18 protein-coding genes are annotated in these 12,020 nt (G+C 68.4%); 10 read left to right on the top strand and 8 right to left on the bottom strand.

The features are described from left to right. The first annotated feature begins 123 nt into the window (after positions 1-123). The 6 genes from CFW40_RS35890 to CFW40_RS38815 all read left to right on the top strand — a co-directional run bounded on the left by CFW40_RS35890 (position 124) and on the right by CFW40_RS38815 (position 5,567). Positions 124-828 (top strand): hypothetical protein, encoded by a 705-nt coding sequence (locus CFW40_RS35890; protein ID WP_143680887.1) that lies wholly within the window; start codon positions 124-126, stop codon positions 826-828. Beyond that, positions 828-1,211: a hypothetical protein gene (locus tag CFW40_RS35885; protein ID WP_088802675.1), complete on the top strand. Its 384-nt coding sequence runs from the start codon at positions 828-830 to the stop codon at positions 1,209-1,211. The genes CFW40_RS35890 and CFW40_RS35885 overlap by 1 nt, the downstream gene beginning before the upstream one ends. Then, complete coding sequence (locus CFW40_RS35880; RefSeq protein ID WP_306427461.1) at positions 1,208-2,194, top strand: GH25 family lysozyme; 987 nt, start codon at positions 1,208-1,210, stop codon at positions 2,192-2,194. Before CFW40_RS35885 ends, CFW40_RS35880 begins: the two co-directional genes overlap by 4 nt. 37 nt (positions 2,195-2,231) lie before the next feature. After that, a complete protein-coding gene (locus tag CFW40_RS35870; RefSeq protein WP_088802674.1) occupies positions 2,232-2,594 on the top strand; it encodes a hypothetical protein in 363 nt (120 codons plus the stop codon). Between the two features lie 28 nt (positions 2,595-2,622). Further along, a complete protein-coding gene (locus tag CFW40_RS35865; RefSeq protein ID WP_088802673.1) occupies positions 2,623-2,937 on the top strand; it encodes a hypothetical protein in 315 nt (104 codons plus the stop codon). A gap of 686 nt (positions 2,938-3,623) precedes the next feature. Further along, the gene (locus tag CFW40_RS38815; RefSeq protein WP_088802671.1) at positions 3,624-5,567 is read left to right on the top strand and encodes a GDSL-type esterase/lipase family protein; all 1,944 of its coding nucleotides are present in this window, start codon (positions 3,624-3,626) and stop codon (positions 5,565-5,567) included. A gap of 209 nt (positions 5,568-5,776) precedes the next feature. On the opposite strand, the gene CFW40_RS35850 is transcribed toward CFW40_RS38815, so the two are convergent. From CFW40_RS35850 to CFW40_RS37510, 4 genes are read right to left on the bottom strand one after another with little or no spacing between them, the layout of a single operon-like run. Then, positions 5,777-6,175: a hypothetical protein gene (locus CFW40_RS35850; protein ID WP_088802670.1), complete on the bottom strand. Its 399-nt coding sequence runs from the start codon at positions 6,173-6,175 to the stop codon at positions 5,777-5,779. 11 nt (positions 6,176-6,186) lie between these two features. Beyond that, positions 6,187-6,336, bottom strand: a complete 150-nt coding sequence (locus tag CFW40_RS37515) for a hypothetical protein (protein WP_176956732.1) — start codon at positions 6,334-6,336, stop codon at positions 6,187-6,189. A gap of 2 nt (positions 6,337-6,338) precedes the next feature. After that, positions 6,339-6,647: a hypothetical protein gene (locus tag CFW40_RS38625; RefSeq protein WP_256331850.1), complete on the bottom strand. Its 309-nt coding sequence runs from the start codon at positions 6,645-6,647 to the stop codon at positions 6,339-6,341. Positions 6,648-6,650: 3 nt separating this feature from the next. Beyond that, entirely contained in the window at positions 6,651-6,794 is a 144-nt protein-coding gene (locus CFW40_RS37510; protein ID WP_176956733.1) for a hypothetical protein, read from the bottom strand. 547 nt (positions 6,795-7,341) lie between these two features. On the opposite strand from CFW40_RS37510, the gene CFW40_RS35835 reads away from it, so the two are divergent. The 4 genes from CFW40_RS35835 (at position 7,342) to CFW40_RS36860 (ending at position 10,424) form a co-directional block, all read left to right on the top strand. Continuing rightward, positions 7,342-7,569: a hypothetical protein gene (locus CFW40_RS35835; protein ID WP_143034614.1), complete on the top strand. Its 228-nt coding sequence runs from the start codon at positions 7,342-7,344 to the stop codon at positions 7,567-7,569. Between the two features lie 395 nt (positions 7,570-7,964). After that, positions 7,965-8,294 carry a hypothetical protein gene (locus CFW40_RS35830; protein WP_088802667.1) on the top strand — a complete coding sequence of 110 codons (330 nt, stop codon included), beginning with the start codon at positions 7,965-7,967 and terminating at the stop codon, positions 8,292-8,294. A 16-nt stretch (positions 8,295-8,310) separates the two neighbouring features. Then, on the top strand, positions 8,311-9,417 hold the full coding sequence (locus CFW40_RS35825) for a tyrosine-type recombinase/integrase (protein ID WP_088802666.1): 1,107 nt from the start codon (positions 8,311-8,313) through the stop codon (positions 9,415-9,417). A gap of 2 nt (positions 9,418-9,419) precedes the next feature. After that, entirely contained in the window at positions 9,420-10,424 is a 1,005-nt protein-coding gene (locus tag CFW40_RS36860) for a hypothetical protein (RefSeq protein ID WP_143034615.1), read from the top strand. A 207-nt stretch (positions 10,425-10,631) separates the two neighbouring features. Here the strand turns inward: CFW40_RS36860 and CFW40_RS35815 are convergent, their stop codons facing one another. The 4 genes from CFW40_RS35815 to CFW40_RS35800 form a co-directional block, all read right to left on the bottom strand. Then, positions 10,632-10,835: a DUF6011 domain-containing protein gene (locus CFW40_RS35815; RefSeq protein WP_088802664.1), complete on the bottom strand. Its 204-nt coding sequence runs from the start codon at positions 10,833-10,835 to the stop codon at positions 10,632-10,634. After that, positions 10,832-11,101 carry a hypothetical protein gene (locus CFW40_RS35810; protein WP_088802663.1) on the bottom strand — a complete coding sequence of 90 codons (270 nt, stop codon included), beginning with the start codon at positions 11,099-11,101 and terminating at the stop codon, positions 10,832-10,834. Before CFW40_RS35810 ends, CFW40_RS35815 begins: the two co-directional genes overlap by 4 nt. Positions 11,102-11,103: 2 nt before the next feature. Then, positions 11,104-11,436 (bottom strand): hypothetical protein, encoded by a 333-nt coding sequence (locus tag CFW40_RS35805; RefSeq protein WP_088802662.1) that lies wholly within the window; start codon positions 11,434-11,436, stop codon positions 11,104-11,106. A 112-nt stretch (positions 11,437-11,548) separates the two neighbouring features. Continuing rightward, complete coding sequence (locus CFW40_RS35800) at positions 11,549-11,989, bottom strand: hypothetical protein (RefSeq protein ID WP_088802661.1); 441 nt, start codon at positions 11,987-11,989, stop codon at positions 11,549-11,551. Between the last annotated feature and the right edge of the window lie 31 nt (positions 11,990-12,020).

Here is a 12,020-nt window from a genome sequence, read left to right as displayed (position 1 = left end):
GGGGCATTGCCCGACCTCGACATCACCCAGTACGACGTAACCGGCTCATTGGGCCGGCACCGCGTGCTGGACCCCCGCAGCCTTGCCTACCGCCGCCCGTACGCCGGCGCGACTATCCGCACAGTGGAGTGGGCACCTCGGGTTCCCGTGCTCGACCAACAGAATCTCCTCGCGCAGCGCATCCACACCTCACAGATGTTCGACGGGGTCCAGGACGTGGACGCGCTCGGCAGCTGCACCGCCAATGCTGCCACCGCCTGCCTGTCCGTCCTCCTCAGCCACGACGCATGCGCCAAGGCAGGCCTGGACACCACCGACGCCGTCGCCGCCGAGCGCTTCGCCATCCAGCTATACGCCGACGCCACCAAGGCCGACCAGTGGCTCGACTACACCTGGCCCTCGGATGACTGCGGATCCTCCGGCCTCGGCGTCGCCAAGGCACTCCGCCGACGCGGGCTCATCGACCAGTACGGCCACGCCAAGACCGCAGAAGAGCTGTGTGCACTGCTCCAGACCGGCCCGGTCCTGATGGGCATGCCCTGGCATCAGGCGTTTTTCGAACCGGTCTCCTCCCTCGCGCTGCTGGACGAGATCCCTCACTGGCAGGACTCCCCGGTCGCTGGCGGTCACGAGGTCTGCATCACCGCCATCGAGTCCGTCGCCGAGGTCGAGGGCGACATCGCCTACGAGCACACCGTCCTCCGCGTCAGAAATTCCTGGGGGTCCTGGGGCGACAACGGTTCCTTCCGCATGTCCCTGGCCGTCTACCAGGCCCTTCGCTCCGAAATCGACCTCATCCAGCCGCGCCTCGACTCCAGGAGCCAGTGATGCCGCGCGCAAAGCACGAGCCCGACGAAGAACACACCGCCACGGACACAGCTGAAGCCCCAGAAGAAGCACCGGAGCCCGAGCAGCCCCAGGCCACCGAGCCGGACGCGGACAACGACGACCTGTACGAGCCGTTCCCCGGATCCGCCTTCTTCCACGGCGGCCGCAGCAGCGAAATCGTCGGTGCGATGGGCCGCCGCCTCGAGCAGGAAGGCCACGCCCCCGAAGGCGTCCGCCTCGGCCAGGACTGGACGAACGCCCACAAGCGGGCCTTCGCCGCCCACCAGCACACGCTGCGCCCCAAGGAGGGCGGCGACGTCTCCGGCATCCCAGACGAGGTCGCCTGGCGGGCGCTCCGGGTTCCCCGAGTAAGCCCGCGATGACCGGACACGGCGTCACCTTCACACCCGGAGAGACGTACGTCCCTCTTTCCGCCCAGCACCAAGGACAGATGATGGCCACCTGTAGAGGAATCGACGTCTCCGCCTACCAGGGCACCCAGAACTGGACCGCCCTCAAGGCGGACGGGATCGCCTTCGCCTTCGCCAAGGCTTCCGAGGGACAGAAGGGCCGCGACGCGCGGTTCGCCACGCACATCAAGGGCATCAAGGCCGCGGGCCTGGTGCCGGGTGGGTATCACTTCGCGTGGCCCAATCAGGACCCGAAGCTGGAGGCCGCGAACTATATAGCCGCGGTCAAGCCGTACGCGGGAAAGGGCTTCACGCACTGGCTGGACTTGGAGCGCTACTCCGACGGCCGCAACTACCGCGGGAAGACCGCGGCGCAGATCAAGACGTGGGTGCAGACCTGGCTGTCCCTGGTGCAGACCGCGTTTCCTGGGCAGCGTGTCGGCGTCTACACGTCCGCGGATGACCTGAAGAACGGGCACATCCCGGCCGGAACGCCGCTGTGGTACCCGGCGTACCCGTGGGGCGCGGCTGCGTACTCCAAGGCGGAGGCCGCTGCGAAGCCGAAGCCGTCCGGCTGGTCGCCGATGATCTGGCAGTTCACCAGCCAGCCCATGGACCGCTCCATCTGCTACCTGTCCGCGTCCGCGCTGCGTGAGTGGGCCGGCGGGGAGTCCTCCAAGCCAACCAAGCCGACCCCGAAGCCCACGTACGAGCCGTTCCCCGGCGCCTCCTGGTTCAAGCTCGGCCGGAAGTCCCCGATCGTCGCCGCGATGCACAAGCGCCTCGTCGCCATGGGCTGCAACCACTACAAGTCCAGCAAGAACACCGACGTCATCGGCTCCGGCGACATCGCCTCCTACGAGGCCTGGCAGCGGAAATGTGGCTACAGCGGGGCCGCCGCCAAGTGGCCGCCCGGAAAGGCCAGCTGGGACAAGCTCCACATCCCGAACGTCTGAACCCTGCACGACCCATCCTCCTCGCAAAGGAACCCTCATGAAGATCTTCGGAAGAGAGCCAGCGGCGCTTCTCACGCTGGTGGCTGTCCTAGTCAAGATGCTCGCCGCGTTCGGCATGGATGTGTCCTCTGAACAGCAGGCCGTCGTCAACGCGGTCGCCGCAGCAGCTGTCGGCGTCGCCGTCGCGTACACGGTGCACGACGGGCTGGGCGCCGCACTCCTCGGCTTCGTCCAGGCAGTCGTCGCCCTCGCTGTGGGCTTCGGACTCGACTGGTCCGCTGAGAAGCAGGCCGTCGTCCTGTCCGTTGCGGCCGCCGTCGTCGCGATGTGGGACCGCACCCAGGTGACCGCGCCGGTATCCGCTGCCGCCCTCAAGCGGCCTGTCACCCCGGTCTCCTGACCCACTTACACACCCTTCGGAGCACGACATGGCCGATGAGCCGTCTCTGGGAGAGCTGGGGCGGCTCATCCAGGCCCTTCGGGGTGATATCCGCGATGACATGGCGCAGATCAACGCCCGGCTGGACCGCATGGTTTCCACCGACGTCTACACGGTCGAAAAGGCCGGGCTGGTCAAAGAGATCGCCGACCTGGCCAAGGACGTCGAAGGCCTTGCGGCGCAGCGGAGTCAGGACGCTGAGCGGGTCACGCAGACCCGCCGGTGGATGGTCGCTTCTGTCATCATCCCCCTGATCGGCATCGTGCTCCCACTGATCATGATGCTGCGAGGAGCCGGAGCATGAGCCGGGCACAGGCACGCAAGGAGCGGCGCCGAGGCGACTACCTGGCGGCGGCTGGAGCGATAGCCGCCGCCGTTGCGCTGGCCGCCATAGTGACGGGATTTCTGGTCTTGTCCCGTCAGTTGACGGCGGCGAATCAGGCCCGGGATCAACTGGCCGCTCAGGTGCAGGCACTGGGAGCTACGCCGGTTGCGGGCCCACCAGGGTCACGGGGAGGACCGGGAGACATCGGCCCCTCGGGCCCACCCGGGCCAAGCGGGCGCCCTGGCAAGGCGGGTGATGACGGGACGGATGGCCAGGACGGGCGGCCAGGCGCCACGGGACCTCCTGGCAGCGACGGATCCGACGGGCCCCCAGGCCCCGCAGGCGTGGATGGATCAGATGGCTCGGACGGAGCGAAGGGCGCCGACGGATCCGATGGGGCACCCGGCCCGACAGGACCTCCAGGGCCAGCCGGCCCACAGGGGGAGCGCGGCGAGAAAGGCGAAAAGGGCGATCCGGGCGAGGCAGGGGCTTCGTGCCCGGACGGCTATTCACCGCAAGTGCCCAGCTACGACCCGGACGCGCTGGTGTGCCGCCGAGATGGCGCGCCTGACCCGACGCCGGAACCCACCCCGACCAACAAGGGCGCGGGCGACAGGCTGCTCGGCTTGGCGCCGGATCGTAGAAGGTACTGACAGGAGAATGCGATGACCATCGTTCGGGGCAAGCTCCTCGATCTACCGGACCCGACGCGGGTGCAGATCACCGCGGTCCTCGTCGACCTGGCGGGGGAGAGGGCCGTCGGATACGTCGCCACCGCGCAGGGGGAGGTCACAGGGCAGGACACGGCCACCCCCGACGAGGATGGGCTGTGGGAGCTGGACCTGACGCCGAACGCGCAGATCACCGCGGATGCTGGCGACACGGCCTGGGCGATAACCGAGGGCCGGGCACTGGATGGCACCCCGAACACGACGTACGTGGTGGTGCCGGAGTCCGACGAGCCGTGGTGGCTCGGCGACGTGCGGATCGCGCTGTCGGGCGCGCCGTTGGGCGCGGGGACGATCGTGTACGTGCCGGGCCCCGAGGGCCCGCAGGGCGAGGTCGGCCCGACGGGAGCCACGGGCCCCGCCGGGCCGACCGGCGCCACAGGGGCACAGGGACCGCAAGGCGAGCAGGGCCTGCAGGGCGAGCCGGGAGCAACAGGGGATGCCGGCCCCCAGGGCGATCCGGGCCCCGCGGGAGCAACCGGCCTGCAGGGGGCCACCGGCGCGACGGGTCCTGCCGGGCCGAAGGGCGACACCGGAGACACCGGTCCTGCAGGGCCAGCGGGAGCCGCTGGCGCCCAGGGCCCCAAGGGTGACCAAGGCGACGTCGGCCCTGCAGGGCCCCAGGGTGCGACGGGCAGTACGGGCCCGACGGGAGCAACCGGGCCGACCGGGGCGACAGGCCCGAAGGGCGACAAGGGCGATCCGGGCGACCCGGCCACACTGTGGCGCCGCCGCGACCTGCCGGACCCGGTGGTGGCCGACAGCCTGTACACCGGCAGCGCCCCGACCATCAGCACCGCGCAGACGACGACGCCGACCACCGGCTACATCAAGTACGCGCCTCCGCTGGTGGCCCTGTCCGGCTCGGACGTGACCGGCCCGTACGCCTACGCGGGCGCGGGCAACTTCGCGATCGGCGCGTCCAGCCCCGACACCAACTACGTCCTCCCGACCAGCAAGTACCCGAACACCTACAGCAGCGGCCAAGGAATCTGGTCGGTGGAGTTCGGGACGGACGCCCAGGTCTTCCAGCTGCGGTTCAAGTACATCTCCAGCTCGACGATGTACCGGCTGTCGATCGATGGTCGGAAGGTTACCGACCTGATGCAGTCCAGTGGCGGGACGACGGCGGGCTCCGGGCACATGCTCACCGTCGACCTTGGTAGCGCTGCGCCGCGCAGGGTCCGCCTGGACTTCTACACGATGCCGTTCGGCGGGGTGTACCTGCCTCCGTCGGCGACGATGTGGAGGGTGCCGCTGCAGGGGGGCCGGCTGATGGTCCTCGGCGACTCCATCAGCGACGGCTCGGCGCAGAACACCGGGGCGGGCGCGGGCACGTGGTTCGCACGGGCGGCCCGGCTGCTGGGCGCGACGGATGCGTGGGAGCAGGGGAGGGGCGGGACCGGCTACATCACGCCCGGCTCGTATGCGACGTTCGGGGATCGTGTGGCCGCGGACGTGGTGGCGTGGGCCCCGACGCGCCTGGTGATCTGGGGTGGGTACAACGACAACACGGGCAGCCAGTCGTCGATCGGCACTGCGGCAGCGTCGCTGTTCTCCGCGGTGAAGAGCGGTCTGCCCGCGTGCCAGGTGCTGGTGATTGGGTGTTGGGCGCCGACGGCGAGTCCGGCTGGGTCGATCACTAACACGGACGCGACGTTGCGGACGCAGGCGGCCGCGGCGGGGTTCCCGTTCGTGTCGCCGATCACGGGCAGCGTGTACGACGCGACGGGCACGTTGATCACGACGCAGGGGGCGTGGATCACGTCGGGGAACGCAGCGTCCTACGTGGGTGGCGACAACGTGCATCCGACGGATGCGGGCCATGTGTATCTGTCGCGGCGGATTGTGGCTGCGTGGCGGGAGGTTCTGGCCCCGTGACCGGTGTCCTATAGTTTTGGGAAGTAAATAACAGGACTAAGCGCTTCCGCTTGCTTCACCTCCTGACCTGCCGCTTTGCGGCCCGCACGCAACACGGAAGGCCCCAACGCCTGGCTGGCGCGGGGGCCTTCGTGATCTGCCCTGTACGGCAGATGCCCTCCCGCTAGACCCGGGAGGGCATGGCTACTTTGTCGGTTGGTGCGGCGGCCCTATACGAGCACTGTGCCGGGATCGAACCGGTCATGGGCCAGTACCTGCCAGATCTCCCAGGCGGTGCTGGTGTGGCCGGTACCAGCCGATGTCCCACTGGCGGCCCAGAAGGGGCGCAAGCCCAGCATCTCCGACGTCGGACGCCAGCATCCTTCTGCATGCGTCTCGGGGTACGCAGTGTGGTTGAAGTTCCCGGGTCCGTACAGGTGACCGCAGCACCAGATGCGCCAGTCAATGACGCGGTGTTCGGTGGGGACCCGACGGCGGGTCATCACGTCCTGGTAGTGGGCGTGGATGACGTGCTCGCCGTGCGCCTTGGCGGCGTCGAGGTTGGAGTACGTGTTCAGCGTCTGGTCGAACCGCTGCACGCGCCAGACCGACGTGCTGGTGATCACCATGGTCGGTGTCCTCACTGCTCGGTGGTGCGGTCGGCCAACTCGTCGTTGATGGCCTGCTGGGCCTCGGTCAGTGTCATGGCGTCGTCGCCGGGCTGGGCGTGGACGATCTGCGGGTTGTTCTCGTCGGTCCAGTCGACGTCGTAGCGGCGCTGCTCGGGCATGGTCAGTTCTCCTTGTCGGGGTGGTTCTTGCGGGTGTGGTTGCGGACGCTGGCCGGGGCTCCCATGTAGTCGCAGTGCGCGCACGTCGTCCAGGCTCCCGCTTCGACGGCGGCGTGGCTGACGGAGTGCTGGGGGCCGTAGCCGTGGGCGTGGAGGAACTCGGGTACGGAGCCGCCGTATTTGAGGGCGATGAGGGCGGATTCGGCGGCCTTGTCGTGGCCGGCGGCGAAGAACTTGCCGAGGCCGACTTCTTTGCCGCAGCCGCACCAGCAGTTGCCGGTGGGGATCAGGCGGGGCTTCTTGCCGCTCATCGGTCAGTTCGCCTCTTCGACCTTCGTGATCTCGAAGCCGAACGGGAGGTCGCTCCCGGCGTCGTAGACCATCGCCTTGACGTCCTTGGCGGAGAGCTGGTCGTCATCCTCGGTCTCGATCTGCATGACGAGCGTGTACACCTTCATGACTGCTCCTTCGGTCTGCCTATCTCGTACACCCAAGGTACCAAGGCAAAGATGTATGTCAAGGGTTCAATCCAAGGATTCAGTTCGACGTGGGGAGGCTAGATGGCGATCTGGCGCCAACGACCGCCGAGCTTAGGATCGATCCAGGCGAAGAAACGGCAGTGCGCCTCCGGTTGGCGGTGTCGGGACACCAACTCGCCTCGCCCCAGATACTCTCCTGATATCCCGGCCGTCGAAGAGGAGCATCCGTGCCGCGTCCCAGCCGAACACTCGTCACTGTCCTTGAGCACCTTCTCCTCGGTATCGCTCCGCCTGCTGGTTCGGCTGCCGCGATGGCTGTGCAGATCCGGCGTGCCGGAACCTGCTTCGCCCATCAGCCAGTTGCTGACATCGATTGCGTTCCTGTGCGGTTCGCCCGGTGCGCCGGCTGTGATCGCGGGTTGGTGCTTGGGGCGTCGGGTGAGTGGGAGGTCCTGAAGCCTTCGCCGGCTTCTTGTCGGGGGGAACACCTACCTGATCTTGCCTCTGATTCCCGATAAGCTCACATATGCCCTTCAAGCCGAATGAGCCGATAGGTGACTTGGAGTGGGTCGACGTCTTCAGATGCCAAGCCTGCTTCAAGGATGCGGAGTTCCTGAGCATCGACAACGCCGAGCCCGGTGAGCCGTCCGACTGGGCGCCGTGGGGCTGGGTGCACCTGGAGGAAGCCGACCATCGCGTGGTCCCGCCCGAAGAGGTCGCTCACTGGGGCACCGATCCGTCTGGCTCCGGTTAATGTTCCTGACCCGTAGCTAGCATTGCCTTCCACGGCAGACACTGCCTCCCCCGTACGCTCCGTCTCATGAGAGAACAGCGCCTGCCGGTGACCATTGACGGATACGTGCCAGGGCAGTTGCAGCAGAGGTGGTGCAAGGAGTGCGGCACCCCGGACGGCTGGTACCTCCCTTTCACCAAGGCGGCGGCCAACCCTGATCCCGAGGGGCTGCCGGCTTTCGCTGCCCTAGGGTGCTATGGCTGCAACGCGCGGAGTGCGGCTCGGGCGGAAGCTCGCGCCGGTGCCGCTTGGAACGCCTCGGCGGAGAATCGCTCCTGACGAAGATTCGGACACGTCCTCCGTATCCGGGGATTCCATAACAGCGATTATGGAGAATCGCTGTTAGCGTCAAGGTCATGAGCACTCAACAGCTTCCTCTGCACGCGAGGTACCGAGAGTTCGAGGGCCCCATCGCCGCGTACAAGCTCGCAACCGGCGACTGGACGTCGCAGATGAGCCAGAACCTCCGCTCAGCCTTCGCGGCCGCCGAGCGGCGGGGCCCGGTCATTGCGCGCATGGACTACCGCTGTCCCCACTGTCACGCCGAAGTGTCCACGGTCGAGACGGAGTCGATCCTCGCCTACGAGGACGCCGACTTCACCCACATCCGGGAAGCCGCAGGGGTTGCGCAGCTCATCAGCATGAGCCCATGCGGTCACTCCTTCCGTCAGGAGTTCGCAGCATGACCAACCGGATGCAGCCGTGACCGGGACCGATCTGGAGGTGGTCGACGCCGAGCTGGTGGACGACGATCGCCTCCCCGCCGTAGCCACCGACACAGGCGTCCAGCAGCGCGCACCGCTCCCACACGAGCAACTCCGCGATCTCTTCCTCCTGTCCAAGGCCAACACCAACACCCGCGACGCCTACCGCCGCGACCTCGGCGAGTGGTTCACGTTCTGCGCCACCCTCGGCGGCGACCCTCTCGCGGCTGAGCAGCACCACTGCGACCTGTGGCGCGAGCACCTCCTCCACGGCCGGCACCACACCCGGTACGGCATCAAGGACGGCTTCCCGCCCACCACTGTCGCCCGCCGTATGTCGGGGGTGTCCTCCTTCTACACGTACTGCGTGCGCAAGCACCGCGCCCTGGTGGACGAGAACCCCTTCCAGTACGTCGAACGGCCCATGGTCGATGACGAGTCGGCGACGCAGAGCCTCAACCTCGACGAGGCCCGCAGGCTCCTCGACGTGGCGGAGGCGTCCGGGCTGCGGGCCTACGCGCTGATCGCCGTGCTGCTCCACTGCGGTCTGCGGGTTTCCGAGGTGTGCGCCGCCGACTGCACCGACCTCGTCCGCAAGAACGACGGCCCCGCGATCCGGGTGAAGCGCAAGGGCGGCAAGAAGCAGAACATCGACCTGCCCGACCAGGTAGACACTGCCCTCAAGGACTACCGCGGCGAACGGCGCGGGCCCCTGTTCCTCGGCGACAAGGGCGCCCGCATAACCCGTCAGCAGGTCGCCTACCTCCTCAAGACACTCCTTGCCTCCGCCGGCCTGGATACGGGGGTGACGCCGCACGGCCTGCGGCACACCGCGGTCACTTTGCTGCGGGACGCCGGGCAGGACATCGAGGACGTCGCTGACCTGGTCGGGCACGCCAGCCTCAACACCACGAAACGCTACGACCGGGGACGTGGCCGGCGGGCGACGGTTGAGGCCCTGGCAACGGCCCTGTCAGGGGAGACTGTGCCCGAGGTCGATGCTGCCCTGGTGCGGGCGGTGGCGGCCGCGCTGGGTGCTGATCCGTCGTCGGTGGACCCGGCGGCGGTGGCGCGGGTGATGGCGCAGCAGCAGAGAGGGGAGTAGGCGTGGCAGAGCAGGGACCACCGGCGATCCGACGGCTGGAGAGCGTGGTGGAGCGGGTGGCGCCGCGGGACCCGGACCGGTGGGAGGCGCGGCCGGCGTTGAAGCGTGGCCGGCTGGTGTCCCCTTCGCGGGCGCGGCAGTTGCGGGCGACGGTGCGGCAGCTGGGCTTGGCGGTGGGGCATGAGGGGATGCCGGAGGGCTGCGGCCGGTCGGTGAAGCGGCTGCTGGCCGCGGAGTCGGTGGACGTGTTCTTGGAGTTGGCCAGCGAGGGCGCGTTCCGGGACCCGGACAAGGCGAAGCTGTTGGGAAAGCCGCTGCCGTGGTCGACCCGGGCGATGCTGCGGGACTGCATCGTCATCCTCGGCGAGGAGGTCGGGGTGCAGGTGGTGGCGCCGCGGGTGTACCGGGAGCGGCTGGACCTGGCGCCGGTGGCGGAGGCTGCGCAGCTGGAGGCGGTGTACGAGCGGCTGGTGTGGCTGTCGGGTGACGCCCCGGTGGACGCCTTGATGGCGCGGTCGTTGGCGTGTGCCGGGCTGGTGCTGGATTCGCGGATGCGCTCGGGTGACCTGGCTACTCGCCGGGTGGAGCATGTGCACCTCGACGAGGGCGATCCGTGGGTGGAGGGGGTGTGGACTCCGCAGGGCTGGGGCCGGGCCCGTGCGGAGCCGGCGGTGTTGTCGCCCGGGACGGTAGCGGCGTTGGGGCGGTGGCTGCGGTTCCGTGACGAGCTGGTGGCTGGACTGGAGGGGTCGGATCACGGCATGTTGTGGGTGACGGTGCAGAGGATGGGCCGCCTGGTTGGGGGTGTGGGGCAGACGTACGAGGCGGGCATGCCGTTGAGGGCGCAGGGCCTGCGGATGGGGTTCAGTGCGGGCATGGCGCGGCTGAACGGGGTGTTGGCGGCGCGGTGGAAGGGGCCGGGTCCGTGGTCTCCTTTGCCGCTGAGGGTGGAGCAGTGGCGCCGCGGGGTGGAGTGGGCGCAGGAGCAGGCGGCCGGGCGTCAGTAGACCGGGGCGCCCCACACGTCTGGGGTATCGCCGCAGCACGCCGGGCACATGCAGCGGCAGGTGCTGGCGCGCCCCGTGCATCGACTTCGGATGCCGTCACAATCCCCTTCTGCACCCTGGCACCGGTCGCCGGGTTCAACGTATTCGAAGGGGCCGAAGGGGTCTTTGTCCTGGTCGTAGTACGCGGGGCTGGTCAAGGTTGGCTCCTCACGTGCCGGGGATGGTGTCCTGGTCGACGTGCTCGGTGCGCGGGTCGCGGTTGCGGGTCTCGGGGTCACAGACGGGCCCGTATCCGCGCTTGCGGGATTCCGGGTCGGTGAGTTCGTGGTGGCAGCCTGCGCCGCGGCACCAGATGCGGCTGCGTCCCTGCTCGGGGATGGGCAGGGACGGTTGCTGCGGGCGGGACGTCACGGGGCGGTCCGCCCCGACGATCGCGTCTGGGGGGCCTTCTGTTGGACGAGCCCCCACCACGTGAAGGACATGCCGACTGCTGAGATGGTGGCCAGAAGCGCGGTTCGGGTGAAGCCTGCGAATCCGGCGGCGAGGGCGAGCGTCAGCATGGTGAGGGCGAACCAGGCGGCCGCACCCTTCAGGTTGATGCGCCGTTTCAGGTAGAGCGTGATGTCGGTGCCGATGCTGACAATGCTCAGGACGAAGACGGTGGCGTAGGCGCCCATGGTCAGTTCTCCTTGCCGACTCGGGTGGAGGCGGTACGAATGACTCGGAGGCTGGCGAGGTTGGTCTCGTCGTCGTAGGTGACGTAGCCGTTGGGCCGCTGCCAGACGTGGACGCCGTCGCCCTTGTTGATGCGGACGAGCTGGTCGCGGCCGTCGTGAACGATGTCGCCGAGCTGCCAGCCGGGCTCCAGGACCTGGAGGGTGAGGGCTCCCGGCTCGCCGAGGGATTCGATGTAGACACCTCCGGTGGTGCGGAGGGTGCCGGAGTCGAAGGACTCGATGGTGTCCTCGATGACGATGCGGACCCTCGATCCAGCGGTGGGGTGTGCGGTCATGTGCCTTCTCCTTGTGGGGTGGTGAGGTCCGCGGGTACACTGTCCGCGTTGTACGCGGCGCGTGTTCAGGCCACCACCCGGTTCGGGGCGGTGGCCTTCGTCGTTCCTGGGGTCAGGCAGTGGAAACGATGGTGCAGCCGCTCAGCGGCACCTCCGCCCCGCACGTCTGGCACCAGAACTCGTCGACCTCGTCGCCAGCGGAGACCTTGCGACCGTCGGTCCACGCGGCGACGCGGGAGCACTGGGGGCACTCATACAGCGTCTGCCGGTCCGTGGTTCCGCTGCCGACGTAGCTCTCCAGGGCAGTCAGGGCGGCCTGACGCTCCAGCAACACCGGGTAGGCGTGGGTCTTTCGATCCACGGCGGCGACGATTCCTGCTGCGTACAGGTCGATCAGCAGAGCTCGGGCGGTTTCGAAGCCGATGCTGATGCCGTGGTCCTGGTTGATGCGGCGCATCAACATCGACGGGGAGCCGTGCCGAATGTTCTCGGTAACCAGGCTCGTGGCAATGCGGAGTAGGTCCAGGGTCTTGGGCTGGGAGGTTGTGGCCATGCGGATTCTCCTTTGGGGGCTGTTCTTTGAT

The organism is Streptomyces sp. 2114.4, assembly GCF_900187385.1.
Lineage (GTDB): Bacteria > Actinomycetota > Actinomycetes > Streptomycetales > Streptomycetaceae > Streptomyces > Streptomyces mooreae.
Note: the sequence above shows the minus strand (reverse complement) of the source record. Positions and strands in the feature narration are given on the sequence as shown.